The sequence below is a fragment of the Methylobacterium oryzihabitans genome (assembly GCF_004004555.2).
Lineage (GTDB): Bacteria > Pseudomonadota > Alphaproteobacteria > Rhizobiales > Beijerinckiaceae > Methylobacterium > Methylobacterium oryzihabitans.
Map to the genome: position 1 here is coordinate 77,416 of NZ_SACP01000016.1, position 25,661 is coordinate 103,076.

The following is a 25,661-nucleotide window of genomic DNA, read 5'->3' on the forward strand; positions in this document are numbered from 1 at the left end:
CGGTGGAGTCCCGGATCGCGCGGAATTCGTCTAGGATGGCGCCCGAGATCGTCGCCCGAGGGCCGCCCGCCATGACCGCACCCCGCTTCGTCGCCGCCTGCGTCCAGATGCGCTCGGGCCGCGACCCGGCGCGCAACCGCGACGACGCGGTGGCGGGCATCCGCGAGGCGGCGGAGCGCGGCGCGGCCTACGTGCAGACGCCGGAGATGACCTCGCTGCTCGAGCGCGACCGCGAGGAACTGTTCCGGAAGATCCGGAGCGAGGCCGACGAAGCGACTCTCGGGGCCCTGCGCGACGTCGCCCGCGAACGCCGGATCTGGGTCCATGTCGGCTCCCTGGCGATCCGCAACGGCGACAAGGTCGCCAATCGCGGCTTCCTGATCGACCCGGACGGGGCGGTCGCGGCGTCCTACGACAAGCTCCACCTCTACGACGTCGACCTGCCGAACGGCGAGAGCTACCGCGAATCCGCGACCTATACCGGCGGGGCCTGCGCGGTGGTGGCGGACCTGCCCTGGGCGAAGATCGGGCTGGCGATCTGCTACGACGTGCGCTTCCCGGCCCTTTACCGGGCGCTGGCCGAGGCCGGTGCCGGGATCCTCACTGCGCCGGCCGCCTTCACCCGCCAGACCGGCGAGGCGCACTGGCACATCCTCCAGCGCGCCCGCGCCATCGAGACCGGCTCGTTCATGATCTCGGCGGCGCAGGGCGGCCGGCACGAGGACGGGCGCGAGACCTACGGCCACTCGCTGATCGTCGATCCGTGGGGCCGGGTGCTCGCCGATGCCGGCGGCGCCGAGCCCGGCGTGATCCTGGCTGAGATCGACCTCGGGCTGGTGGCCGACGCCCGCTCCCGGGTGCCGGCCCTGCGCCATGCCCGCCCGTTCACGATCGAGGCGGCGCGGCGCGCCGGCTGACCGGAGTGTCACGGCGGTGCAACATCGCGCCGCAAGGCGCCGCCGGCCCCTCGCGCCGGGGCCGCCGCAACCCGATATCCCGGTCATGATCCGTTACGCCCTGGCCTGCGACGCCGGCCACGATTTCGAGAGCTGGTTTCCGTCGAGCGCGTCCTACGACGAGCAGAAGGCGCGCGGCCTCGTGACCTGCCCGGTCTGCGACAGCGCCGCGGTGACGAAGCAGCTGATGGCGCCGGCGCTCGGGCGCGGAGCGCGCGAGAAGTCCCTGCCGGTGCCGGTCGAGGCTCCCGCGACGCCCGTTGCCACGCCGCCGCCGGCCGCGCCGGTGCAACTGATGTCCGAGCCCGAGCGGCAGGTGCGGGCGATGCTGAAGGCGCTGCACGAGCACGTCGCCCGCACCGCCGACCATGTCGGTCCGCGCTTCGCCGAGGAGGCCCGCCGGATCCATTACGGCGAGAGCGAGGAGCGGGCGATCTACGGCGAGGCGAGCCCGAAGGAGGCGCGCGCCCTGCTGGAGGAGGGCATCGCGATCCAGCCCCTGCCGGTGCTGCCCGACGACCGGAACTGAGGGTCGGTTCCCCCAGGCTCCCCTTTCCCGGACGACTGGAGCGAAGCGGAAGGAGATCCGGGAACCAGCAAGACGAGTCGCGAAGCGTCGATCTTTAGTGACCGTGCCGACATACCGAGCCGCTACGCGGCGCTCCTCGTGCTGGATCCCGGGTCGCATTCCGCTGACGCTGCATGCGCCCGGGAAAGGGCGCGGCGGTAGCGCCCGCGATCCGCAAAACGTCGTCGGTCGCCTGCCGGTCAGACCTGACGACGCCACGCCCGCCACGCCGCCGCCCCCGCGACCACCGCCAGCCCGAGCGAGATCACCGCGCTCCATCCGGCCAGCGAGACCCCGAGGAAGCGCCATGCGGCGCTGGTGCAATCGACGATGCGGACCGAATCGAGCGACTGCCGGAAAGCGTCGAGACCGGTCGGGGCCGCGGCTCCGCCGCCGCAGCCGGTCGGGCCGGGCCAGAAGCCCCATTCCGCGCCGGCATGGTAGGCGCCGAGCCCGGCGCTGGCCAGGAACAGCAGCGCCAGCCCGGCGAGCAGCCAGCGGGCGAAGCGCGCCGGCAGCAGGGCGGCGGCCGCGGCGAGGGGCAGGGCGAGGTAGTAGGGCTGGCGCTCGGTGAGGCAGAGCGCGCAGGGCACGTAGCCGAACCCGTGCTCGAAGATCAGCGCGCCGCCGACCGTCGCCGCCGCCCCGGCGAGAACCAGCAGGGCGGCCGGCCGCGGGCCGGGGACGAGGCGGGCGAGCGCGGTCATGCTCACAGCATGTAGCGGAACGCGACGAAGCCGAGAACCAGCACCACCGCGAACAGCCCGGCCACGACGTTGAGGTGCCGGTCGAGGATGGTGCGGATGCTCACGCCGTAGCGGCCGACCAGGAAGGCGAGCAGGTAGAACCGCGCCCCGCGGGTGATCAGCGACAGCACGACGAACCAGAACAGGTCGTAGCCGGCGAACCCCGACGTGATGGTGACGAGCTTGTAGGGGATCGGCGTGAAGCCCTTCAGCAGGATCACCCAGTGGCCGTAATGGGCGTAGGCCTCGCGGAAGGTCTCGGCGCCCTTGTCGAGGCCGTAGAGGCGAAACAGCCAGCTTCCGACCGAATCGTACAGCAGCGCCCCGATGGCGTAGCCGACGAGGCCGCCGACCACCGAGGTCAGCGTCGCGATGAGGGCGTAGCGATAGGCCCGGTCGGGCCGGCTCACCATCATCGGCACCATCATCACGTCGGGCGGTACCGGGAAGAACGAACTCTCGGCGAAGGACACCGCCCCGAGCGCGTAGGGGGCGGAGGGACGCGCGGCGAGCGCGAGGATCCACTCGTAGAGGCGGCGGAGCATCGAGAGCCCTGGCTTGTCTTCGGAACCGCGCCCTTTGAGCACAGGATTGCGGCCTTGGCGAGATCCTTGGTGCACTGCAGCGAAGGAACTCCGCGTCAGTCCGCCCGCGATCATTCCTCCAGGAAGGAGAAGCCCATGGTCCGGGCATGATAGTGCAGCCCGCCATCCTGCACGATCAGGAACCGGGCCCGGCCGCCGCCGTGGTTGTGGTGCGAGTGCGGGGCGCCCGGCGGCGTCACCAGGGTCGCCCACGGCGTCCAGTCGCAGCGGGCGCCGTCGACGGTCGAGAAGCAGGCCTCCCCCGTCACCGCGAGGGTGATCGCCGCCGAGTTGTGGCGGTGCGCCCGCTGGTGGGTGCCGGCCGGCAGGGTGTTCAGCGACAGTGTCAGGGTCGGCAGGATGTTGCGGCCCGCCTCCAGCCCGTCCGAGGAGAAGATCAGGGCGAGGCCGGAGGTCGCGGCGTTCGACGTGGCGGCGAAGATCAGCGCGAGCTGGCGCTCGATCTCGGCCGCCGGGTAATGGACCGGCGCCACCGGTTCGGCCGGGGGCCGCGAGGCGTCGTGGGCGAGCTGCGGCTCGTTGCCGACCAGCCACAGCACCGCCCGGCTCCCGGCCGCGTGCTCCACCGGGCCGCTAGGCAGCAGCATCACGTCGCCGGGGCCCCACGACAGCGTCTCGCCGCCGCAGCGGGTCGTGCCGGTGCCCGCGATGACGAAGGCGATCGTGCCGGTCGCCGGAAAATCGGTGGCGAGGGTCTCGCCGGCCGCGATCGTGGCGTAGCGCGCCAGCATCAGCGGCGTGGTGGCGGGGAACGGGCAGGCCATGGCCAGCGACTGGTCGCAGGCGACGAGGCCGGTCGGCGTCTCGGGCGTCAGCGCCCGGGCGGCCTCGTCGGAGAAGACCCGGCCCGGCACCGGCGGCAGCTTGATGTTGAAGGCGTTGCCCGAGTTGAAGAACCGGGCCCGCGCCTGCGCGGGACCGGCCGGGTCGCGCGGGTGCTGGACCGGGAGGTCGGCCATATCGACCGGCACGCGATCCGCGTGATCGGGCTCGGCCCGTTCCGTGAAGGTCTCGGTCATCGAACGGCTCCGTCGGTGAGGGGCAGGGATTCGGCGTAGGCGAGGTCGGCGAGGACGCGGGCCAGAACCGTCGCGCCGGCGGCGACGTGGTCCGGCTCGGCCCATTCCGCCGGGGCGTGGCTGATCCCGCCGCGGCAGGGGATGAAGATCATCGCGCTCGGGCACAGGCCGGCGAGATGGCGGGCATCGTGCCCCGCGGCCGAGAGGACCGGCATCGCCGGAAGGCCGCATTCCGCCGCGGCCCGGGCGATCCGGGCCTGGAGCACCGGGTCGAACCGGTTCGACGGCGCGTCGACCAGCGGCGTCACGGCGACCGCGCACGGGCCCGCCCGCTCCCGGCACAGGGGAGCGATCCGGATGCCGGCGGCGTCGAGCACCGCGTTGTCGGGATGGCGCAGGTCGATGCTGAACCGGACCTCTCCGGCGATCACCGAGGGGGCGTTCGGCGTCACCTGCACCCGGCCGATGGTGAATCGGATCGCCGGGTCGATCGCGCCGATCTCGGCATCGAGCGCGGCGGCGCAGCGGGCGAAGGCCGTCACCGCGTCGCGGCGCTCCGCCATGGCCAGCGTGCCGGCATGGCCCTCGGCGCCAGAGATCCACACCGAGAAGGTCTTCTTGCCCTGGATTCCGGTGACGATCCCGACCGAGCAGCCGGCCGCCTCCAGCACCGGCCCCTGCTCGATGTGCAGTTCGAGATAGGCCGCGACCGGCCCGCCCAGCGCCCGGCGCGGCAGGTCGGGAACCGCGGCGTGGAGCCGATCGAGGGCGTCGCCGACGCTCGTCCCGTCCGCGTCGCGCACCGCACGGATCGCGTCGAGGCCGCGGACGCCGCAGAACGCCTCCGACCCCATCATGCCGGGAGCGAAGCGGCTGCCCTCCTCGTTCATCCACGCCACCGCGACGCAGTCGCGGGCCGGGACCCGCCCGCTCGCCGCGAGGTCGGTCAGCGCGTCGAGGGCCGCCAACACACCGGCCGCGCCGTCGAAGCGCCCGCCGTTCGGCTGGGTGTCGAGGTGGCTGCCGGCGAGCACCGGCGCGGCGGCGCGGTCGCGGCCGGGCAGGACCAGGAACAGGTTGCCGGCGGGGTCGGTCGCCGGCTCGAGCCCGGCTTCGCGGGCCCAGCCGACGACGAGGCGCCACGCGGCGATCTCGCCCTCGCTCAGCGCCTGCCGGTCGACCCCGCCGCCCGGGATCGCGCCGATCTCGGCGAGCGCCATCAGCCGCCGCCACAGCCGGCTCTCGGTCACCCCCGTCATGAGGTGCGCATGATCTGGCCCGGCAGCGCCCGCGGATCGCGGGGCAGCCAGCGCCCGGCCTCGACCTGCGCGATGAACTCGGCCAGCAGGGCGTTGAAGGCGGCGGGCTCCTCGAGATTCAGGGTGTGGCCGGTCTTCGGGAAGACCGAGAGGCCGCAGGCGGGGATCGTCTTCTTGAGGAAGATGCCGGGCTGGAGGCAGTGGTCGTCCTCGTCGCCGACCACCACCAGGGTCGGCACCGCCATCCGCTTCAATTCGTTCTCCAGGTCGTAGAAGGACGGCCGCCGGGCCTGGACGCCGCGCATCGTCATCGCGGCGCCGCGGTCGGAATGGGTGGCGAGGCGGTCGGCGAACTCGCGCCAGCCGCGCGGGTCCTTGTTCTGGAACTGCACCCGGCTGGCGCCGAGCGCGTAGATCTTCGCGAAGTCCTGCGCGCCCTGGCGCTCGAACCGGTCGGCGACCTCGCGCGAGACGCCACGGAAATACTCTTCGTGTTCCTTCTCGCAGCCGTAGCCGGCCCCGGCGATCGTGAGCGAGAGGGCGCGCTCGGGGGTGCGCAGCCCGACATGCAGGGTGCAGAACCCGCCCATCGACAGGCCGACGATATGGGCCTTGTCGATGCCGAGCCCATCGAGCACCGCGACCGCGTCGTCGGCGGCGAGGGCCTGCGAGTAGGCGTCGAGCCCGTCCGGCACGTCGGACGGCGGGTAGCCGCGCGCCGCATAGGTGATGCAGCGGTGGCGGCGGCTGAAGAACCGCAATTGCGGCTCCCACGACGCATGGTTGCCGCCGAATTCGTGGATGAACAGGATCGGGGTGCCTTCCCCCGCCTCCTCAACGTGCAGGGACACGCCGTCCCGGGTGATGATGTTCATCGATAGGATTCCCTTGGCTGCCACCTTTCCCGGACGACTGGAACGAAGTGGAAGGAGATCCGGGATCCAGCACGATGAAGTCGCGAAGCGTCCTTGTGCAGCAGCAGCGCCGACAGGTTGAGCCGCTTCGCGGCAGCTTCTTCCATCTGGATCCCGGGTCGCATTCCGCTTGCGCTGCATGCGCCCGGGAAAGGGCGAGGGTGGTCAGAATTGCGGCGGCAGGTCGTTCAGGGTGCGGGCCTCGGCGGCCAGGGCCGGCAGCAGCTCGCAGAACTTCTCCACCCACGGCGTCGGGACCGAGGTCGAGACCTTGACGAAGCGGTCGCCGAACCGGGCGGTGTGGTAGGTGCCCTGGCGGATCATGATGCCGTGGCGGCGGTAGCACTCGACCAGCGCCTCGGGCCGGATCCCGGCCCCGACCGTCTCCAGCACCAGGAAGTTGCCGTGCGAGGGGAAGACCGGCAGGGCCAGCCCCTCGACCCGGCCTGCCGCCTCGCGGATCATCGCCTTGTTGGCCCGGTCGATGCGGCGGACCTCGGCCATCCATTCCGGCTTGACCGCGAGCCCGGCGCCGGCGGCCGCCTGGGCGACGACGCTGGCGCCGAGCACGCTCGTGGTGCGGGCCGAGAACTCCTCGAACAGGGCAGGGGAGGCGACCAGTGCGCCGATCCGCAGCCCGGCGAGGCCGAGCCACTTCGAGAAGCTCAGCGACACCACCGCGCCCTCGGGGGCGGCGTGCAGCGCCGGGTGGTGGCCGTCGGCGAAGTCCCGGTAGGTGCAGTCGTGGACGAGCAGCGCGCCGCATTCCCGCGCGATGGCCGCGAAGCTCTCGATCTCCTCGCGGGTGTAGCGGATGCCGAGCGGGTTGTTGGGATCGACGAGGTAGATGATCGCCGTGCGCTCGTCGACGTTCGCCCGCAGCGCCTCGGCGGTGAGCCGGTAGCCGCAGGCCGGATCGTAGATCGGGATCTCGATCACCGTGGCGCCGGCCTGCTCGGCGAACAGGCACGGCCACTTCCAGGTCGGGTCGGTGGTGACGAAGGTGGTGCCGAGCCGGCAGCGGGCGCGGCAGACCATCGCGAGCGCGTTGACGCCGCCCTCGGTCACCAGCGCCTCGGCGCCGGGCGTGCCGAGATCGGCGACGATCGCGGCCCGCAGGGACTCGAAGCCGAGGGGCGGCGCGTAGGCGTTGTAGGCGCCGTCCTCGATCGCCTGCAGCATCGCGGCGCGGACCGCCGGATGCGCCTCGATGTGGTTGGTGTTCTGCCCGAGCCAGATCAGGCCCGGCGTCGCCGACAGTTCGTCGAAGTAGCGGTTGCGGACCAGAGCCGCCGAGGTCGCGGCCATCTCAGATCACCGAGCCGCGCGCGGCGATGCCGCCGTCGATGGTGACGACGGTGCCGGTGATGTAGCCCGCCCGCGGCGAGGCCAGGAAGGCGCAGAGGTCCGCGACCTCCTCCGAGGTGGCGGGACGCTTGCCCGGGTACTTGTCGAACAGCTCCTGCCAGCGCGCCTCGTCGCCGAGCATGTCGATCGCCTTGCGCTTCATGATCTTGAGCATGCGGTCGGTGGCGACCGGGCCGGGATTGACCGCGACCACCCGCACGCCGTGGTCGAGGCTGCGGCCGCCCAGCGCCTTGGTGAACGACATCAGGGCGGCGTTGCCGGTCGAGCCGGCGATGTAGCTCGCGTCCCAGTTCTCGCCCGAGTTGCCGATGACGTTGACGATGACGCCGCCGCGGGCCTTCAGGCGCGGATAGTACAGCCGCGACAGGGTGATGTAGCCGAACACCTTGAGGTCGAAGCCCCGGCGCCAGTCGGCCTCGCCCAGCACTTCGATCGAGCCGGCCGGGATGTCGCCGGCATTGTTGACCAGGATGTCGACGTTGCCCGCCGCCTCGGCCAGTTGCTCCATCGCGGCGGGGCTCGACAGGTCGAGGGCGTGGATTGTGACGCGCACGCCGTACTCGGCCTCCAGGCTGCGCTTGGCCTCCTCCATCGCGGCGCCGTTGCGGGCGGCCAGGTGCAGGTGGCAGCCTTCGGCGGCGAACACCCGGGCGACGGCGAGGCCGATGCCCTTCGAGGCGCCGGTAACGAGGGCGGTCTTGTCGGTGAGGTCGAGCTGCACGGAGTTCTCCCGGCGTGCGGTTGGTATGCATGGCGCAGCAAGTTGCATACCAAGCCGGAGCTTCTTCACTCGAAGGCGGCGAGGAAGTCGAGCAGGTTGTCGCCCAGCAGCGCGACGTGGTCGCGCATCGCGCGGTGCGCCGCCTCCGGGTCGTGGGCGAGGATCGCCCGCATGATCGCCTCGTGCTCGCGGATCGTGTCGGCCATCCGGTTCGGCATCCGGGTCACCCGGCGGCGGTAGGCGGCGACCTGGTTGCGCAGGCGCCGGGTCTGGTCGGCCAGGAAGGCGTTGCGCGACGCCTCGTAGATCGCCTCGTGGAACTCCTGGTTGACGTCGTAGAAGGCGTCGGCGTCGCGCCCCTCCACCAGGGCGACAAGCCGTTGACGGATCGGCTCGATCGTCGCCGCCCAGGTCGGCGGCACCCGCCGGGCCGCGAGCCGCGCGCACAGCCCCTCCAGCTCGGCCATGACCTGGAACATCTCGATCAGCGCGTGCGGGCCGATGCTGCGCACCACCGCGCCCTGGCGCCCGCGCAGCTCCACCAGATGGCTCGCCGCGAGCAGCCGGAACGCCTCCCGGACCGGCGTGCGCGACACGCCGTAGCGCAGGGCGATCTCCTGCTCGTCGAGGCGGCAGCCGGGTTCGAGGTGGCCGGCCGCGATGGCGGCCTCCAGCCGCTGGCGCAGGCTCTCCGCCAGGGTGAGGCCGGGGACGGATGGCGGCCCGGGACGCTCGTCGTCGAGCCTGATGACGCCATTTTGTGCGCGTGGTGCCATCTTATGCATCTCTGTGCGGGATCAATGTATACATAAGCGTCGATCCAGTCCCCGTGCGCCAGCAGGACGGCGCCGGCCTCGCCTGCGGATCCTCCTAGCCAGAACCGTACCGAAGCCCGGCCGGCTCCTCTGGCATAGCCGTTGCAGAGATCCGGGCATCGCGGCCGGCGCTCGGGCATGCCCGAGGCGGCCTTCATTATACAAGAACCCGAAAGGCATCTCACTTGCGGGCCATGCTGCGACCCAAGGACGACGCGCCGCTCCCCGGGCCGGCCCCGGCGGCCGAGCCGCTGATCGCGCTGACCGGCGTCGACAAGACCTTCGGGCCGGTCAAGGCGCTGTCGGGCTTCACCGCGACGGTCGGGCGGGGCGAGTTCGTCACCGTCGTCGGCCCGAGCGGCTGCGGCAAGAGCACCCTGTTCAACATCGTGGCCGGGCTGGAGGAGCCCGATGCCGGCGGGGCGCTGCGCTTTGAGGGCCGGAGCTGCCACGCCGCCGAACTGCTCGGCCGGGTCTCGTTCATGCCCCAGCGCGACCTGCTGCTGCCCTGGCGCAACGTGGTCGACAACGCGATCCTGGCGCTCGAGATCGAGGGCCGGCCGCGCAGGGAGGCGCGGGCCGAGGCCCTGCGGATGCTGCCCGAGTTCGGCCTCGCCGGATTCGAGGCGCAGTACCCGCACCAGCTCTCCGGCGGCATGCGCCAGCGCGTGGCGCTGATGCGCACCTTCATGTTCGAGCGCGACCTGATGCTGCTCGACGAGCCGTTCGGGGCGCTGGACGCGCTGACCCGCACGATGATGCAGCGCTGGCTGCTCGACGTGTGGCAGCGCCACCGGCGCACGATCCTGTTCATCACCCACGACGTCGACGAGGCGATCTTCCTCGGCGACCGGGTCCTGGTGATGACCGCCCGCCCCGGCGCCGTGAAGCTGGAGCAGCGCATCGACCTGCCGCGGCCGCGCCGGCCCGACCTCGTCACCGCCCCCGAGTTCATCCGGCTCAAGCGCACCCTGCTCGAGGCAATCGAGGAGGAGAGCATGAAGTCGTTCCAGACCAGCCAGGAGACCGCCCGATGAGCGCCCTGACGCCGGCGGCCCGCCGCTTCGACCCCGCCGAGTGGGAGGCGCGCGTCGCGCTCGCCGCCTGCTACCGCATGGTGGCGCAGCTCGGCCTCGACGACCTGATCTACAACCACATCTCGGCCCGCATCCCCGGTCGCGAGAACGAGTTCCTCATCAACCCCTACGGGCTGCTGTTCGACGAGATCACCGCGTCGAGCCTCGTGAGGATCGACGTCGACGGGCGCATCCTCGACGACACGCCCCATACGGTGAACCTCGCCGCCTTCGTGATCCACGCGGCGATCCACAAGACGGGCAACGAGGCGGCCTGCGTGCTGCACACCCACTCGGATGCCAGCGTCGCGGTGTCGGGCCAGGAGAAGGGGCTGCTGCCGCTGAGCCAGTTCGCGATGCGGTTCTACGACCGGCAGGCCTTCCACGATTACGAGGGCGTGGCGATCGACCTCGACGAGCAGCAGCGCCTCGTGCGCGACCTCGGGCCCCACAAGGTCATGCTGATGCGCAACCACGGCATCCTCACGGTCGGCCGCACGCCCGGCGAGGCGTTCATGCTGCTGTACTACTTCGAGCGCGCCGCGCGCATCCAGCTCGACATGCAGGCCGCCGCCGCCGCCGGCGCCGCCCTGGTGATCCCGCCGCACGAGGTCTGCGAGCGCGCCGCGCGCCAGTTCTGGGAGCAGCACGGCGACATCCTGATCCCCGGCGAGCGCGAGTGGCCGGCGCTGATGCGCCGGCTCGACCGCACCGACCCCTCCTACCGCCACTGACCCAGGAGACCTCCGATGCTGAAGCGCCGTCACCTCCTCGCCGCCTTCGCCGCCGCGCTCCTTGCCGGCCCCGCTGCCGCCGCCGAGCCGGTCAAGGCGAGCCTGCGCCTCAAGTGGCTGCCGCAGGCGCAGTTCGCCGGGTTCTACGTCGCGGCCCAGAAGGGCTACTACAAGGCGGAAGGGCTCGACCTGACCATCAACCCGGGCGGGCCGAACCTGCTGACGGAGAACCTCGTCGCCACCGGCGCCGACACGTTCGGCCTCTCGGGCGGCTCCGACAGCGTGTTCGCCGCCCGCGACAAGGGGCTGCCGGTGGTCTGCATCGGCGTCTCGCATCAGGTCACGCCGTTCGTTTTCGTCACCCGCAAGGACGGGCCGGTGAAGACGCTCCAGGACTTCAAGGGCCGCACCGTCACCACCTGGTTCACCGGCGCCAACCACGTCCTCAACGCGATCCTGGCCAAGGAGGGGATCAAGCCCGACGAGGTGAAGATCCAGCCGCAGCAGGTCAGCGTCACCCCGTTCGTCGACGGCGCCACCGACGTCGCCACCGCGACCTACTACAACGAACTCTACGCCATCCAGAGCCGCGTGGGTAAGGACAACCTGCGCACCTTCGTCGCCGAGGATTACGGCGTCACCTTCCCGCGGGACACGCTGATCGTCTCCGAGACGACGCTGCGGGACAAGCCCGACCTCGTGAAGGGCTTCCTGCGCGCCTCGATCCGCGGCTGGCGCGACGCCTTCGCCGACCCGAAGGGCGCCGTCGACACCGTGATGGCGATCGCCCCGACCCTCGACCGCGCGCACCAGGACTTCATGCTGACCGAGGTCAAGCGCCTGATGACCGCGGGCGCCGCCAAGGAGCGCGGCCTGTTCGCCATCGATCCCGACGCGCTCGCCAAGGCCCAGGACCTGCTGCTCCAGGCCAAGGTCGTCGCCAAGCCGGTCGACCTGAAGGCGGCGTTCGATTCCCGCGCCCTCGACGCCCTGTCCGCCGCGGACCGCCAGCTGTGAGCGCCGCCCTCGCGGCGGCCGCGCCGCCCGCCGGCCGGCGCGGCCATCCCCTCGTCCGCCGGATCGGCGGGCGGGTCCTGGCGCTGCTCGCGGTCGCGCTGGCCTGGGAGGGGCTGGTGCTGCTGTTCGGCATCCGGCCGTTCTACCTGCCGCGGCTGTCCAGCGTGCTCGGCGCGATCCTGGCGACGCCGGGCGCCTACGCCGCCGGCTTCCTGCGCACGCTCGCCGAGACCCTGATCGGCTTCGTCGCCGGCGGCGCCTTCGGAGTGGCGATCGCGGTGGCGTTCCTGCGCCTGCGCGCCCTGCGCGAACTGGTCTTCCCGCTCTTCGTGGTGTCGCAGACGATTCCGGTCATCGCCTTCGGGGCGCTGGTGGTGCTGTGGTTCGGCAACACGCTGCTGGCGAAGGCCGTCATCGCCTTCTACCTCACGTTCTTCCCTGTCACCGTGAACGCGCTGATCGGCCTCGAATCGGTCGATCCGCGCCAGATCGCCCTGATGCGCAGCTTCGGCGCCGCGCCGCGCCAGATCCTGCTGCAGCTGCAACTGCCGAGCGCCCTGCCGCAGATCTTCGTGGCGCTCCGGCTCGCCGCCTCGCTCAGCCTCGTCGGCGCCATCGTCGGCGAGTGGTTCGGCGACACGACCGGGCTCGGCGTGCTGCTGCTCCAGGCGATGTACAACGAGAACGTCGTGGCGATCTGGGCCGCGCTCCTGGTCTCGGCGCTGCTCGGCACCGGCTTCTACGCCGCGGTCGCCGCGCTGGAGCGCCGCCTCGTGTTCTGGGGAGCCGAGCAATGACGGCCCAAAGATCCCTCGCCGTGCAGCGCGGCGTCCTCGGCGCGCTGCTGCTGATCGGGCTGTGGGAGGGGGTCGCCCGCGGCTTCGCACTGCCGGCCTACGTCCTGCCGGCGATGAGCGACGTGCTCGTCGGCGTGTGGGCCAAGCGCACGATGCTCGCCGAGGCCGCCGCCTACACCCTCGCCGAGGCGCTGCTCGGCTACGCGCTCGGCGCCCTGATCGGCATCGGCCTCGCGGTCGCCCTGTCGTTGATCCCGGCTGTGCGCGGCTTCGTCGTCACCGCGGTGACGGCGGTCAACTCGGTGCCGGTGGTGGCCTACTCGCCGCTGATCCTGCTGTGGTTCGGCATCGGCGTCGCCTCCAAGGTGGTGATGGTGGCGCTCGCCGTCAGCTTCACGCTCTTCCTCTCGACGCTCGCCGGCCTCGACCGGGTCGACCGCCGCAGCGTCGACCTGATGCGCAGCTTCGGCGCCGGGCGCCTCGCCCTGCTGTGGCGCCTGCGCCTGCCGACCGCCCTGCCGCTGATCCTCGCCGGGCTGCGGGTCTCCACGGTGCGCAGCATCATCGTGGCGATCGTCACCGAGATGCTCGGCGCCTATGGCGGCCTCGGATGGGTGATCTATCAGGCCGTGCTCCAGATCGACTTCGTGCAGGTCTGGGCGGCGATCGTCGTCGCCTCCGCCGCGAGCCTGCTGTTCTTCGGCCTCGTCGGCTTCGCCGAGCGCCGGCTGCTGTTCTGGAGAGCGACATGACCGACCCGACGCCGCGCCGGATGCATCTCGGCCTCTTTCTGCTCGGCACCGGCAGCCACGTCGCCGGCTGGCGCATGCCGGGCGCGGTCGACAGCTTCCAGGACCTGTCCGCGATCCAGGAGATCGCCCGCACCGCCGAGCGCGGCTGCTTCGACCTCATCTTCATCGGCGACAACCTCTACGCCGACCCGGCCGCGCACCCGTCCTACACCCTGCGCCTCGAACCCCTGACCCTGCTGGCGGCGCTCGCCACGACGACCCGCCATATCGGCCTCGGCGCCACGGTCTCGACCACCTACGCCGACCCGTTCACGGTCGCGCGCGCCTTCGCGTCCCTCGACCACATCAGCGGCGGCCGCGCCGCCTGGAACGCGGTCACCACCGCCAACCCGGCCACCGCCGCCAATTTCGGCACGACCCACCCCGACCACGCCCGGCGCTACGAGCGGGCGGGCGAGTTCCTCGACGTGGTGCGCGGCCTGTGGGACGGCTGGGCCGACGACGCGGTGGTCGCCGATCGGGCGAGCGGCCTCTACATCGATCCGGCCGGCTTGCGCGCCCTCGACCACCACGGCCCGTTCTTCACGGTCAAGGGCCCGCTCAACATCGGCCGCGCGCCGCAGGGACGCCCGATCGTGCTCCAGGCCGGCGGCTCGGAGGCCGGCCTCGACCTCGCCGCGCGCACCGCCGACGTGGTGTTCTCCGTGGTCCAGGACCTCGACGAGGCCCGCGCCGCCTATGCCGCGCTCAAGGGCCGGCTGCCGGCCCACGGCCGGCGCCCGCAGGACGTCACCGTGCTGCCCGGCGTGATGCCGGTGGTCGGTCGCACCGAGCGCGAGGCGTTCGACACGCTGGCGCAGCTCCAGGGCTTCGTCGGCGAGCGCAACGCGCTGGCCCTGCTCTCCGACCGCCTCGGCCAGGACATGTCGGCCTACGACCTCGACGGCCCGGTCCCCGAGATCGCCCTGCCGGACAGCTACCACAGCTTCGCCCGGGTGATGCTGGCCAAGGCCCGGCGCGAGGGCATGACCCTGCGCGACCTCTACAACCTCACGGCGGCGGCCCGCGGCCACTGGGTGCTGTGCGGCTCGGCCGAGACGGTGGCCGACACGCTTCAGCACTGGTTCGAGACCGGCGCCGCCGACGGCTTCAACATCATGCCGCCCTACTTCCACGACGGCTTCACCGCCTTCGTCGACCTCGTGGTGCCGCTGCTGCAGGAGCGGGGCCTGTTCCGCCGCGAGTATCCCGGCGCCACCCTGCGCGACACCCTCGGCCTCGCCCGGCCGGAACGGGCCTGAGCGCCGCGATCCCCGCTTGCGCCCCGCCCGCGGCCCCGCTACACGACGCCACTCGCCGATGCCCGACAGGGCCGGCGGGCCGGAGAGGTGGCCGAGTGGTTGAAGGCGCACGCCTGGAACGCGTGTATACGGGCAACCGTATCGAGGGTTCGAATCCCTCTCTCTCCGCCACGTTCCCCAGACCCCGAATCGTCACGCCAGACCGCCGGGACCCTGCGGCAACGCGAGAAGCTTCCGGCCGACCCTGATCGTTCGTCCTTCGCAAATGCCGGCGCAGGGCGCGTAGCCGCGCGGGGCCAGCATCACGATCGTCGAACCGTGCTGGAACCAGCCCATCTCGTCGCCCTTGGCGAGCGGCGCGTCGCAGGGGATCGTGCGCGGACCGCCCGCGCGCAGGTCGAGACCGGGGTCGAGGAAGCGCAGGCGCACGCTCGCGACGAGGATCGCCGCGACGGCGACCAGCGTCACCGCCTCGCCGGTCGCGTCGAGCCGCAGGCGGATCGCCGCGCGCTCGTTGCGGCAGAAGAGGTTCTCGATCCGCTTGAGCGCGATCGGATTCACGTTCCAGGTGTCGCCGGACATGTAGGTGACCGCTTCCACCCGCCCGTCATGGGGCGCGTGGAAGCGGTGGTACATACTGGCCGTCAGCCGAAGCGTGACGAACAGGCCGTCCCGGTACGGCTCGGCCGCCTCCGCGCTGCCGAGCAGGTCCTCCAGGCGATAGGGGAACCCCTTCACCTGGAACAGGCGGGTGCCCTCGATCGGACCGAAGGCGCCGACGATGGCGTCGCAGGGGCTGACGATCGCGCCCGGTTCGGGGTCGATCGGCCGCGCGCCCGGCTTCAGCTCGCGGATGAAGCAATCGTGCAGGCTGTCGAACCGCGTCTTGCGCGCGTCGGACAGGTCGAGATCGGAGAACAGGCGCCACGCCCACATCGAGACGTCGCGCACTTGCGGCTGCCGGATTTGGCTCAGCCAGCCGACGAAGCGGGTCGCCAGGCGGCGCGGGATCCGGTTGGTCAGGAGGAAGTTCAGATCCTCGTGGCGGGCGATGCCGAGAAGGGCGGTGCGAAGCGTCATCATCCCGTGACATGTCCTTGGTTCACGCTGGCCGCATGGATGCTCTCGGAACCATCTCGGTCGCGGCCGCCGCAGCGGCTCTGGCGTTTCTCGGTGCGAAGCTGCCCCGGCGCCTCGCCCTGTCGCGGGCCAAGCACCCCTCGCTGACCGGCCACGTCCGGATGGCGAAGCGGATCGCCGCCCAACTGCCGTTCTACGAGTACGGCGAGGCGGAGTTCGCGAGCGTCGACGGGGCCTCGGACGAGGTCGCCGCGCGCCGCCGCGCCGGCTTCGCGCGCCTGTCGGCGCTCTACCGCGAGCGTTACGCGAGGACGCGCGCGATGACGGAGGAGGCCAGGACCGGCATCTCCGACCTGCAATTCACCGGGCGCTACCGCGTGCCGTTCCAGTTCAGCCGGATCGTCCGCGAGAACCTGTCGGCCGGGAGCTTCCTGCAGGCGGCGTCGGGCGTCGAGGTCGAGGATCTCGACGGCAACCGCCTCTACGATCTCACCGGCTCCTACGGCGTGAACCTGCTCGGCACCGACGCCTACAGGGACTGCATCCGGGAGGGCGCCGGCGCGGTCGAGGCGCTCGGGCCGGTGCTCGGCGCGCTGCATCCGGTCGTCTCCGACAACGTCCGCCGGCTGCGGGCGGTCTCGGGCATGGACGAGGTCTCGTTCCACATGTCCGGGACCGAGGCCGTGATGCAGGCGGTGCGGCTGGCGCAGTACCGGACCGGCCGGCGGCGCATCGTGCGGTTCTGCGGCGCCTATCACGGCTGGTGGGGCGACGTGCAGCCCGGCATCGGCAACCCCCGCCCGGCCGACGACACGCTGACGCTCGCCGACCTGTCCGAGCGGACCCTCCGGGTGCTCGCCGCGCGCCGCGACGTCGCCTGCGTGCTCGTCAATCCGATCCAGGCGATGCATCCCAATCGCGGCGCGCCCTCCGACGGGTCGCTCGTCGACTCCGGCCGGAGCGCCGCCTTCGACCGCGAGGCCTACGCCCGCTGGCTCGGGCGCCTGCGCGAGATCTGCACCGCGCGCGGCATCGTGCTGATCCTCGACGAGGTCTTCGTCGGCTTTCGCCTCGCGCCGGGCGGCGCCCAGGCGTATTTCGGGGTGCGCGCCGACCTCGTCACGTACGGCAAGACGCTCGGCGGCGGCCTGCCGATCGGCGTCCTGTGCGGGCGCCACGCCCTCATGCGGCGCTTCCGCGAGGATCGGCCCGGCGACATCTGCTTTGCCCGCGGCACCTTCAACGCGCATCCCTACGTGATGGGCGCGATGAACGCCTTCCTGCGGCGGCTGGAAACGCCGGAGATCCGCGACCTCTACAGGGAAATCGACGGGCGCTGGAACGCCCGCGCGGCCGCGCTGAACCGGCGGCTCGAAGCCGAGGGCCTGCCGGTGCGGGTCGTCGCGATGTCGTCGATCTGGACGGTGCTCTATACGAAGCCCGCCCGTTACAACTGGCTGCTGCAATACTATCTGCGCCTCGAAGGATTGGCCCTGTCCTGGGTCGGCACGGGGCGCCTGATCTTCAGTCTGAACTACACCGACGCCGAGATGGCGGCGGTGACCGAGCGCTTCGTCGCGGGCGCGCGGGCGATGGAGGCGGACGGCTGGTGGGCCGGGCCGGCCACCACCGACAAGGCGATCCGCCGCGGCGTGCTGCGGGAGATGCTCGCCGTGCGCTGGGATGACCTGCGTGGGCGATCCCGCCCCGCCCGGGACGGGGCGGGACGCGAGGCGATGCCGGCGGAGTAGGGATTCCGGCCGTCGAACCCTACCGCGCGGCGGTGCGGGCGGCCTCCTCGGCGACCTCGTCGGCGAGGCCGCGGTCGATCAGCTCGCCCTGCATCAAATAGAGCGGCGCGCGGCAGTACAGCTTGATGTCGTGGAACGGGTCGGTGATGATCTTGGCCGCCCAGACCAGCCCGGTCTCGACGTCGCGGATGACGAAGAGCTGAAGCACCCGGAACACGAGGCCGCCAATCCCGATCGCGAACCACAGCATGCCGACGTGCCGCACGAGTTCGCCCGCGTCCCGGTGCGGCTCGATCAGGCCGAACAGCGACGGGCTCAGGTAGAAGACGATCGGCGACAGCGCCCAGGTCGCCATCAGCACGACCTTGCGCTGCAGGTTGTAGCCGACCTTGATCTCTTCCTTGTGGTCGTGGGTGGCGTGGTTGACGTGGTCATAGCCCTTGGGCTCGAAGAAGAAGTGTCCGGCCTGGCGGCTCGTCATCGCGACGAGCCACGCGATCAGCGCGGCGACCGCCGGATCGTGGAAGCAGATCACGTAGGCGAGCACGAAGCTCAGCGCGCTCAGGAGATGGAGCGACTGGTTGATTCGGCTGTGATGGTAATAGCGGTGGTCGTCCCACCGCTGCACGCGCAACGCTTCGAGAAAGCCGCCCATGATCGTGTCCTCCGGAAGGGGGTCGAGGTGAGAAGGCCGTCCGTCAGGCCGCGTCGGATTTCCGCAGCCGGATCAGCGAGAAATGGCCGAGCGGCGGCAGCGGGCGGCGCTCGATGACGCTCACGCCGGCGGTCCGGTCCACCCAGTCCTGGTAGCGCTGCCAGGAGAACTCGGTGCGCCAGCCCAGCCGGTTGACGAGCGGGGAGAGCAGCGACTCGATCGTGCCGCGCAGGCCGGCATCGGCGCCGATGCGCGTCGTGATGACGATCTCTCCGCCGGGTCGCGCCACGCGCAGGAACTCGTCGAGGGCGGCCTCGGGGTTCGGCACCGCGGTGACGACGTACTGCGCCACCACCACGTCGAAGGAGGCGTCGGCGAAGGCGAGATGCTCGGCATCCATCACGTCGAGCTGCTCGACGTTGCGCAGCGCCAGCCGGGCGACCCGCTCGCGCGCCTTCGCCAGCATCGGGGCCGACAGATCGACTCCGACGAGGCGGCTGCGAGCGGAATAGTGCGGCAGCGAGAGGCCCGTGCCGACGCCGACTTCGAGGATGCGCCCGCCGATCCGCTCCGCCGCCGCGATCGCCGCCGAGCGGCCGCGCGCGAAGACCTTGCCGAAGACGAGGTCGTAGATCGGCGCCCAGCGATCGTAGGCCCTGGCGACCCCTTCCGTGTGCATGTCCCCGGCGGTGGGGAGCGCGCCGTTTCCTGCCATGACCGAAGCTCCTGGAGAGAAATGACTCAGGCCGTCGCCCGGATGCCGGACCCGATCGCCCCGCGGGCGAGCGCCCAGGCGCGGCGGCCCGTCCGGGAGATGCGGAGGGCGCCGAGACGGGCGGCCCGGAGGCCCTCGTCGAGCACGCCGATGGCGGGGTCGCCGATCCCGTCGCGCGGCCCGGTGACCGGGACGGCCGCGACCGGCACCCCGCAGGCCGGGACATCGAGCTGGACGACGCCGCAGGTGTCGGTGCGGTTCGGGATCCTCTCGGGCGACAGGGCGACGATCTCCGGCCCGACCCGGGGGGCGGTTCGTGCCCGCGGGGTCGGGGTCCGGACGACACCGTCGACCTGCAGCGCCCCGGCATCCGTCGCGATCAACACCCGCATGTCGCTGGACGTCCCCATGGCCGGCCCTCGACGCGAATCCGCGGATCATCCGCAGCGCGAGGGTCGTTGCACCGCTCCCGGAGCATTCTTTCAGCGGTACATTTGGATTTTTACGGCTGGATGACACCGGACGAGGTCGAAAACCCGTCGCGATCGCGTGAATTCATGAGGCGTCGAAATATTGCGCGCCGGGAGCGACGGTGATGGAGACGGAGCCGCTTCGCGGCCCATCTGACGGCTGGATCCCGGATCTCCTTCCGCTATCGCTTCAGTCGTGTAGGCCCATTCGGACCCGGAAAGGGATGCTGCGCGCGGTCAATACGATTGACCATCGCTCAAACAGGCTCTCACACAGGCTCTCAGACCCTCTGCGCCCGCGGATGCGCGGCGTCGAAGGCGTGGAGGAGGCGGGCCGCATCCACCTTGGTGTAGACCTGGGTGGTCGCGAGCGAGGCGTGGCCGAGCAGCTCCTGGATCGCCCGCAGCTCGCCCTGGCGGGCGAGGAGATGGGTGGCGAAGGAGTGGCGCAGGGCGTGCGGCGTCGCGGTCTCGGGCAGGCCGAGCGCGCCGCGCATCGCCGCGACCGCGAACTGGATGACCCGCGGCGAGAGCGGCCCGCCGCGGGCGCCGACGAAGAGCGGGCCGTCCTCGACGAGGCGGTAGGGACACAGGCGCAGATACTCCTCCACCGCGGCCCGCACCGGCGCGATCACCGGGACGCCGCGGGTCTTCCGCCCCTTGCCGAGCACCGTCAGGCTGTCGGTGTCGCCGGTCGGGGCGTCGCGGCGGCGGATCGCCAGGGCCTCGCCGATGCGCAGGCCGCAGCCGTAGAGCAGGGCCAGCACCGCCGCATCGCGGGCGAGGACCCAGTCCGGGCGCTCCTCGCCGGCGCGCAGGTCCGGGCTCGTCATCGCGATCGCGGCCCGGACCGGCAGCGGACGGGGGAGGCGGCGCTCGACCTTCGGCGAGCGCACCGCCGACAGCGCCGCGACGGTGCCGTGGCCCTCGCGGTCGAGGTGGCGGGCGAAGGAGCGCAGGGCCGCGAGCGCCCGCATCAGGCTGCGCCCGCTCAGGCCCTCGGCCCGGCGCGCCGCCATGTAGCCGCGCAGGTCGCGCGGCTTGAGCCCGACCAGGGTCGGGATGTCGGCGGCGGTGCCGGAACGGCCGAGATGGGCGAGGAACTGGCGCAGGTCGCGGCCGTAGGCCTCGACGGTGGCCGGGCTCAGCCGCCGCTCGCCGGCGAGCCCGCCGAGCCAGGACGCGGCCTCGGCCCGCACGTCCGGCGCGCCGGGAAGGAGGTCGGGGCAAACATCGTGGGTCATCGGCCGCTCCGTTGCCGGGAGGCTGGCCCGGGATGGTTGACAGGCGGTTGACGGCCCGGCGCTGGCACGAACCGCCGCCCCGGTGTAGCGAGCCACGGGCCGGCCGGGGCCGGCCGCGGCGGAGGGACGGATGCGATGCGCTTTCTGGTGACGGGGGCGGCCGGGTTCATCGGCTCCCACCTGTCCGGCCGCCTGCTCTCGGACGGGCACGAGGTCGTCGGGCTGGACGGGATGACCGACTACTACGACGTCGGGCTCAAGCGCGAGCGGCTCGCCGCCCTGGAGGCCCGCCCCGGCTTCACCGGCCGCGTCGCGATGCTGGAGGAGCCCGGCGCCGTGATGGCGCTGATGGCCGAGGCCCGGCCCGAGATCGTGATCCACCTCGCCGCCCAGGCCGGCGTGCGCTACAGCCTCGACCATCCGGCCTCCTACGTGTCGTCGAACCTCGTCGGCACGTTCCAGGTGTTGGAGGCCTGCCGCGCCCACCCGGTGCGCCACCTCCTGTTCGCCTCGACCTCCTCGGCCTATGGCGGCAACGGCTCGGTGCCGTTCCACGAGACCGACCGGGCGGTGTCGCCGCTCAACATCTATGCCGCCTCGAAGATCGCCGGCGAGGCGATGGCGCATTCCTACGCCCATCTGTGGGGCATCCCGACCACGGCGTTCCGGTTCTTCACCGTCTACGGCCCGGGGGGCCGGCCCGACATGGCGCCGTCGCTGTTCACGAAAAAAATCCTCGCCGGCGAGCCGATCGAGGTGTTCGGGCACGGCGAGGCGGTGCGCGACTTCACCTACATCGACGACCTCGTCGAGTGCATCGTGCGGCTGTGCGCGGTGCCCCCCGGCGGGCCGGGCACCGCGCCGGTCTCGGAGGCCGACACCCTGAGCCCGGTCGCGCCCTACCGCCTCGTCAACATCGGCGGCGGCCACCCGGTCAGCGTCACGGCGATGATCGACGCCATCGAGGCGGCGCTGGGCCTGACGGCCGAGCGGATCCTCAAGCCCCTGCCGCCCGGCGACGTGCCGCGCACCGAGGCGAGCATCGGCCTGCTGCGCGACCTCGTCGGCTTCGTGCCGGCGACGCCGATCGGCCCGGGCATCGCCGCCTTCGTGGCGTGGTACCGCGAGCGGGCGGCCCGGCTCGCCGCCTGAGCGGATTGCCGCGTCTTGTCAGCGGCATGGCGGCCGTGCTGAATGCCGCCATGCCCCAGTCCGTCGATGCGAGTGCCGAAGCCGAGGCCGGCAAGTCCGCGGGCGACAAGTCCGCGGCCGACAAGCCCGAGACCGTCCGGCCGACCCGGCGCTACGCCCAGAAGCGCGACGCGATCCTGCATGCCGCGGCCGCCCTGTTCAACGAGGCCGGGGTCAAGGGCACGACGCTCGCCGACGTCGCCCGCAGCGTCGGGCTGATGACCAACAGCGTGACCTACTACTACCGGCGCAAGGAGGACCTCGCGGCGGCGTGCTTCCTGCACACGATCGCGATGCTCGACGGCCTCGCCTCCCGCGCCGAGGCCGAGCCCGATCCGGCCGCCCGCCTGCGGCGTTTCCTCGCCCTCTACCTCGCCGGCCGCGCCGCCGTGGCGAAGGGCGAGGAGCCCGACACCGCGATGCTCAACGACGTGCGGGCGCTGCCGGAGCCGCAGGCCGAGGCGGTGTTCGCCGCCTATGCCGGCTTCTTCCGCCGGGTCCGCGGGCTGTTCGACGGCACGCCGCTGGAGCGCGCCGAGCGCAACGCCCGCACCCACCTGCTGCTCTCGGTGATCCATCCGGCCCGGCAGTGGATCGACCGCTACGAGCCGCGGGACTACGCCTGGGTCGCGGCGCGCACCGGCGACCTGCTGGTCGGCGGCATGGCCGGGCCCGGTTCCGCCTGGGCGCCCGGCATCCTCGCAGAGCCGCCCGGCCCGGCCGAGAGCGAGGTCTCGCCGGAGGCGTTCCTGCGGGCGGCCACCATCCTCATCAACCAGCAGGGCTATCGCGGCGCCTCGGTCGACAAGATCTCGGGCCTGCTCAAGGTGACCAAGGGGTCGTTCTACCATCACAACGACAACAAGGACGATCTCGTCGCCAACTGCTTCAGCCGCAGCTTCGCGCAGATCCGGGCGGTGCAGGACGCCGCCATCGCGGCCGGGGGCAGCGGCTGGGACCGGGTCTGCACCGCCTCGGCGACGCTGGTGCGCCGCCAACTCGGCCCCGGCGGTCCGCTGCTGCGGATGACCGCGTTCAGCGCCCTGCCGGAAGGGCTGCGCGAGGCCAACCGGCGCACGATGAACCGCCTCGCCGAGCGCTTCGCCCTGTGCCTCGCCGACGGCATCGCCGACGGCTCGGTGCGGCCGCTCGATGCCGGCATCGCCGCGCAGCTCGTCAGCAGCATGGTCAACGCCGCCGCCGAGCTGCCGTCCTGGGTGCCGGGCGTGACCCCGGAGGTCGCCGCCGACCTCTACGCGCGGCCCCTGTTCCTCGGCCTGCTGGCCCCGCCGGCCGGCGCCGGCTGAACCGGGATCGAAAGCCCGGTACGGGTCCCGCACGGCCGGCCGCTGCCACGTTTTCGAAAACGCGGTCTTCGCGACACGGGCTTGCCTCGCCGGCCATCCCGGCTAGGCTCGGCGCGAAAGGCCCGGGCGCCAGACCCCGGCCCAGGGAGGTCAGCCGATGGATTTCACCCTCTCCGCCCGTCAGGTCGCGTGGCGCGACCGCGTCGCCGCGTTCATGGTCGAGCACGTCCGGCCGGCGGTGCCGGTCTACAAGGCCGAGATGCAGGCCTTCGGCAGCGACCGCTGGCAGCCGGTCCCGGTCATCGAGCGGTTGAAGCCGCTCGCCCGCGCCCAGGGGCTGTGGAACCTGTTCCTGCCGCCCTCGCCGGAGCACGACGACGGCGAGTACCGCGGCGCCGGCCTCAGCAACCTCGACTACGCCCTCTGCGCCGAGGAGATGGGCCGGATCTCGTGGGCGTCCGAGGTGTTCAACTGCTCGGCCCCCGACACCGGCAACATGGAGGTGCTGCACCGCTACGGCTCGCCGGCCCAGAAGGCGCGGTGGCTGAAGCCGCTGATGGACGGCGAGATCCGCTCGGCCTTCCTGATGACCGAGCCCGACGTCGCGTCCTCGGACGCCACCAACATCGAGACCCGGATCCGCCGCGACGGCGACCACTACGTCGTCAGCGGCCGCAAGTGGTGGTCGTCGGGTGTCGGCGATCCGCGCTGCGCCGTCGCGATCGTGATGGGCAAGACCGACCCCGACGCCCCCCGCCACGCCCAGCAGTCGCAGATCCTCGTGCCCCTCGACGCCCCCGGGGTCGAGGTGGTGCGGATGCTGCCGGTCTTCGGCTACGACGACGCCCCGCACGGCCACGCCGAGGTGGTGCTGCACGACGTGCGGGTGCCGGCGGAGAACCTCCTCCTCGGCGAGGGCCGCGGCTTCGAGATCGCTCAAGGTAGGCTCGGGCCGGGGCGGATCCACCACTGCATGCGCACCATCGGCGTCGCCGAGGAGGCGCTCGCCCAGATGGCGCAGCGCCTCCTGTCGCGGGTCGCCTTCGGCAAGCGCATCGCCGACCACTCGGTGTGGGAGCAGCGCATCGGCGAGGCCCGGACCGAGATCGAGATGACCCGGCTCCTGTGCCTGAAGGCCGCCGACATGATGGACAAGGTCGGCAACAAGGGCGCGAAGCTCGAGATCGCGATGATCAAGGTCGCGGCGCCGCGCATGGCCCTGAAGGTGATCGACGACGCGATCCAGGCTTTCGGCGGCGCCGGCGTGACGAGCGATTCCGGCCTCGCCTTCGCGTATGCCCGCACCCGCATCCTGCGCCTCGCCGATGGGCCCGACGAGGTCCACAACCGCGCCATCGCCCGGCTGGAGCTCGGCCAGTACGGCAACGGCGAGCGGCGCAAGGGCTGAGAAGCCTTCGTGGCGCGGAGATCGGGGATTCGGCAGCAAGGGCCGGGATGCGAACGACCCGGCGCCGAGGCAGGGTGGCGGCGTGACGGGCAGCCGATGAGGAGACCACCCGATGCCCTCTCCCCCAACCTCCGAGCCGCTCCCGGACGAGGCGGCGCGCTGGGCCGCCCTGCGCGCCCGCGACAAGCAGGCCGATGGGTCGTTCGTCTACGCGGTGCGCACGACCGGCGTGTATTGCCGGCCGAGCTGTCCCTCGCGCCCGGCGCGGCCGGAGAACGTGTCGTTCCATGATTCCTGCGCGGCGGCGGAGGCGGCCGGGTTCCGGCCGTGCCGGCGCTGCCGCCCCGACGCGGCAGGGCAGGGCGAGCGCGACGCCGCCGCGGTCGCCCGCGCCTGCGCGTTGATCGATGCGACCGAGACCGCGCCCGATCTCGACGCGCTGGCCGCCGCCGCGGGCCTCAGCCGCTTCCACTTCCACCGGGTGTTCCGGCGCGTCACCGGCGTCACCCCGCGCGCCTACGCCGCCGCCCGCCGCGCCGGCCGCGTCGCCGAGGGCCTGCGGGAGGCCTCGAGCGTCACGGCCGCCCTGTACGAGGCCGGCTACAACTCGCCGAGTCGGTTCTACGCCGCGGCCCCGGCGCGGCTCGGGATGAGCCCGGCCGCCTACCGCGACGGCGGCGCCCGGGCGGCGATCCGCTTCGCGCTCGGGCCGTGCAGCCTCGGCACGGTGCTGGTCGCGGCGACGGAGCGGGGGGTCTGCGCGATCCTGCTCGGCGACGATCCCGACGTACTCCTGCGCGACCTCCAGGACCGGTTCCCGAAGGCGGACCTGCACGGGGGCGACGCGGCCTTCGAGGCTCTCGTCGCCCGGGTGGTGGGGCTGGTCGAGCACCCCGCCAGCCCCGTCGACCTGCCGCTCGACATCGGCGGCACCGCGTTCCAGCAGCGGGTCTGGGAGGCCCTGCGGCGCATTCCCGCCGGCACGACCGCGACCTACGCCGAGGTGGCGCGGGCGATCGGGATGCCGGCGGCGGTGCGGGCGGTGGCCCGGGCCTGCGGCGCCAACGCGCTCGCGGTGGCGATCCCCTGCCACCGGGTCGTCCGCTCCGACGGCGCGCTGTCCGGCTATCGCTGGGGCATCGCGCGCAAGCGCGATCTGCTCGACCGCGAGACCTCGTGACGACGTGCGCCG

At 72.3% G+C, this 25,661-nt stretch carries 26 protein-coding genes and 1 tRNA gene; 14 read left to right on the top strand and 13 right to left on the bottom strand.

From position 1 onward, the window contains the following. Positions 1-71 precede the first annotated feature (71 nt). Together EOE48_RS16895 and EOE48_RS16900 are read left to right on the top strand one after the other, a co-directional pair. On the top strand, positions 72-917 hold the full coding sequence (locus EOE48_RS16895) for a carbon-nitrogen hydrolase family protein (protein ID WP_127731227.1): 846 nt from the start codon (positions 72-74) through the stop codon (positions 915-917). 85 nt (positions 918-1,002) lie between these two features. Continuing rightward, a complete protein-coding gene (locus tag EOE48_RS16900; RefSeq protein ID WP_127731229.1) occupies positions 1,003-1,485 on the top strand; it encodes a DUF1178 family protein in 483 nt (160 codons plus the stop codon). A gap of 239 nt (positions 1,486-1,724) precedes the next feature. Here EOE48_RS16900 and EOE48_RS16905 read toward each other — a convergent pair whose 3' ends face one another. The 8 genes from EOE48_RS16905 to EOE48_RS16940 form a co-directional block, all read right to left on the bottom strand. Then, positions 1,725-2,231 carry a disulfide bond formation protein B gene (locus EOE48_RS16905; RefSeq protein ID WP_127731231.1) on the bottom strand — a complete coding sequence of 169 codons (507 nt, stop codon included), beginning with the start codon at positions 2,229-2,231 and terminating at the stop codon, positions 1,725-1,727. 2 nt (positions 2,232-2,233) lie between these two features. Continuing rightward, on the bottom strand, positions 2,234-2,815 hold the full coding sequence (locus tag EOE48_RS16910) for a YqaA family protein (protein ID WP_127731233.1): 582 nt from the start codon (positions 2,813-2,815) through the stop codon (positions 2,234-2,236). Positions 2,816-2,925: 110 nt separating this feature from the next. After that, positions 2,926-3,894: a cupin domain-containing protein gene (locus EOE48_RS16915; protein WP_127731235.1), complete on the bottom strand. Its 969-nt coding sequence runs from the start codon at positions 3,892-3,894 to the stop codon at positions 2,926-2,928. Further along, on the bottom strand, positions 3,891-5,153 hold the full coding sequence (locus EOE48_RS16920) for a M20 family metallo-hydrolase (RefSeq protein WP_127731237.1): 1,263 nt from the start codon (positions 5,151-5,153) through the stop codon (positions 3,891-3,893). Before EOE48_RS16920 ends, EOE48_RS16915 begins: the two co-directional genes overlap by 4 nt. Further along, on the bottom strand, positions 5,150-6,028 hold the full coding sequence (locus tag EOE48_RS16925) for an alpha/beta fold hydrolase (RefSeq protein WP_127731239.1): 879 nt from the start codon (positions 6,026-6,028) through the stop codon (positions 5,150-5,152). Before EOE48_RS16925 ends, EOE48_RS16920 begins: the two co-directional genes overlap by 4 nt. 204 nt (positions 6,029-6,232) lie before the next feature. Further along, positions 6,233-7,375, bottom strand: a complete 1,143-nt coding sequence (locus EOE48_RS16930) for a pyridoxal phosphate-dependent aminotransferase (protein WP_127731241.1) — start codon at positions 7,373-7,375, stop codon at positions 6,233-6,235. 1 nt (position 7,376) lies between these two features. Further along, positions 7,377-8,156 (bottom strand): SDR family oxidoreductase, encoded by a 780-nt coding sequence (locus EOE48_RS16935; protein ID WP_127731243.1) that lies wholly within the window; start codon positions 8,154-8,156, stop codon positions 7,377-7,379. 65 nt (positions 8,157-8,221) lie between these two features. Beyond that, entirely contained in the window at positions 8,222-8,932 is a 711-nt protein-coding gene (locus EOE48_RS16940) for a GntR family transcriptional regulator (protein WP_127731245.1), read from the bottom strand. A gap of 233 nt (positions 8,933-9,165) precedes the next feature. Between EOE48_RS16940 and EOE48_RS16945 the strand changes: the two genes are divergently transcribed. The 7 genes from EOE48_RS16945 to EOE48_RS16975 all read left to right on the top strand — a co-directional run bounded on the left by EOE48_RS16945 (position 9,166) and on the right by EOE48_RS16975 (position 14,819). Beyond that, positions 9,166-10,008 carry an ABC transporter ATP-binding protein gene (locus EOE48_RS16945; protein WP_127731247.1) on the top strand — a complete coding sequence of 281 codons (843 nt, stop codon included), beginning with the start codon at positions 9,166-9,168 and terminating at the stop codon, positions 10,006-10,008. After that, the gene (locus tag EOE48_RS16950; protein ID WP_127731249.1) at positions 10,005-10,781 is read left to right on the top strand and encodes a class II aldolase/adducin family protein; all 777 of its coding nucleotides are present in this window, start codon (positions 10,005-10,007) and stop codon (positions 10,779-10,781) included. The genes EOE48_RS16945 and EOE48_RS16950 overlap by 4 nt, the downstream gene beginning before the upstream one ends. Positions 10,782-10,796: 15 nt before the next feature. Further along, positions 10,797-11,798 carry an ABC transporter substrate-binding protein gene (locus tag EOE48_RS16955; RefSeq protein WP_127731251.1) on the top strand — a complete coding sequence of 334 codons (1,002 nt, stop codon included), beginning with the start codon at positions 10,797-10,799 and terminating at the stop codon, positions 11,796-11,798. Continuing rightward, entirely contained in the window at positions 11,795-12,595 is an 801-nt protein-coding gene (locus EOE48_RS16960) for an ABC transporter permease (RefSeq protein WP_127731253.1), read from the top strand. Before EOE48_RS16955 ends, EOE48_RS16960 begins: the two co-directional genes overlap by 4 nt. Further along, a complete protein-coding gene (locus EOE48_RS16965) occupies positions 12,592-13,347 on the top strand; it encodes an ABC transporter permease (RefSeq protein ID WP_127731256.1) in 756 nt (251 codons plus the stop codon). The genes EOE48_RS16960 and EOE48_RS16965 overlap by 4 nt, the downstream gene beginning before the upstream one ends. Next, a complete protein-coding gene (locus EOE48_RS16970) occupies positions 13,344-14,648 on the top strand; it encodes an LLM class flavin-dependent oxidoreductase (protein WP_127731258.1) in 1,305 nt (434 codons plus the stop codon). Before EOE48_RS16965 ends, EOE48_RS16970 begins: the two co-directional genes overlap by 4 nt. A gap of 81 nt (positions 14,649-14,729) precedes the next feature. Continuing rightward, positions 14,730-14,819 (top strand) — tRNA-Ser (locus EOE48_RS16975). A 21-nt stretch (positions 14,820-14,840) separates the two neighbouring features. Here the strand turns inward: EOE48_RS16975 and asd are convergent. Continuing rightward, positions 14,841-15,728: an archaetidylserine decarboxylase gene (gene asd / locus EOE48_RS16980; RefSeq protein ID WP_127731380.1), complete on the bottom strand. Its 888-nt coding sequence runs from the start codon at positions 15,726-15,728 to the stop codon at positions 14,841-14,843. A 35-nt stretch (positions 15,729-15,763) separates the two neighbouring features. Between asd and EOE48_RS16985 the strand changes: the two genes are divergently transcribed. Continuing rightward, positions 15,764-17,479 carry an aminotransferase class III-fold pyridoxal phosphate-dependent enzyme gene (locus EOE48_RS16985; protein ID WP_127731260.1) on the top strand — a complete coding sequence of 572 codons (1,716 nt, stop codon included), beginning with the start codon at positions 15,764-15,766 and terminating at the stop codon, positions 17,477-17,479. A 19-nt stretch (positions 17,480-17,498) separates the two neighbouring features. Here the strand turns inward: EOE48_RS16985 and EOE48_RS16990 are convergent, their stop codons facing one another. From EOE48_RS16990 to EOE48_RS17005, 4 genes are all read right to left on the bottom strand, one after another. Then, a complete protein-coding gene (locus tag EOE48_RS16990) occupies positions 17,499-18,134 on the bottom strand; it encodes a hypothetical protein (protein ID WP_127731262.1) in 636 nt (211 codons plus the stop codon). Between the two features lie 43 nt (positions 18,135-18,177). Beyond that, positions 18,178-18,849, bottom strand: coding sequence for a class I SAM-dependent methyltransferase (locus EOE48_RS16995; RefSeq protein ID WP_127731264.1), 672 nt, complete (start codon positions 18,847-18,849; stop codon positions 18,178-18,180). 26 nt (positions 18,850-18,875) lie between these two features. After that, on the bottom strand, positions 18,876-19,259 hold the full coding sequence (locus EOE48_RS30500; protein WP_127731266.1) for a hypothetical protein: 384 nt from the start codon (positions 19,257-19,259) through the stop codon (positions 18,876-18,878). Between the two features lie 341 nt (positions 19,260-19,600). Continuing rightward, positions 19,601-20,563 (bottom strand): tyrosine recombinase XerC, encoded by a 963-nt coding sequence (locus EOE48_RS17005; protein ID WP_127731268.1) that lies wholly within the window; start codon positions 20,561-20,563, stop codon positions 19,601-19,603. Between the two features lie 135 nt (positions 20,564-20,698). Here EOE48_RS17005 and EOE48_RS17010 point away from each other — a divergent pair, with 135 nt between their 5' ends. From EOE48_RS17010 to ada, 4 genes are all read left to right on the top strand, one after another. Further along, on the top strand, positions 20,699-21,715 hold the full coding sequence (locus tag EOE48_RS17010; RefSeq protein WP_127731270.1) for an NAD-dependent epimerase/dehydratase family protein: 1,017 nt from the start codon (positions 20,699-20,701) through the stop codon (positions 21,713-21,715). Positions 21,716-21,765: 50 nt separating this feature from the next. Further along, a complete protein-coding gene (locus EOE48_RS17015; RefSeq protein ID WP_127731272.1) occupies positions 21,766-23,061 on the top strand; it encodes a TetR/AcrR family transcriptional regulator in 1,296 nt (431 codons plus the stop codon). A gap of 157 nt (positions 23,062-23,218) precedes the next feature. Beyond that, on the top strand, positions 23,219-24,469 hold the full coding sequence (locus tag EOE48_RS17020; RefSeq protein ID WP_127731274.1) for an acyl-CoA dehydrogenase family protein: 1,251 nt from the start codon (positions 23,219-23,221) through the stop codon (positions 24,467-24,469). 112 nt (positions 24,470-24,581) lie between these two features. Continuing rightward, positions 24,582-25,649 carry a bifunctional DNA-binding transcriptional regulator/O6-methylguanine-DNA methyltransferase Ada gene (gene ada, locus EOE48_RS17025; protein WP_127731276.1) on the top strand — a complete coding sequence of 356 codons (1,068 nt, stop codon included), beginning with the start codon at positions 24,582-24,584 and terminating at the stop codon, positions 25,647-25,649. Positions 25,650-25,661: the final 12 nt, after the last annotated feature.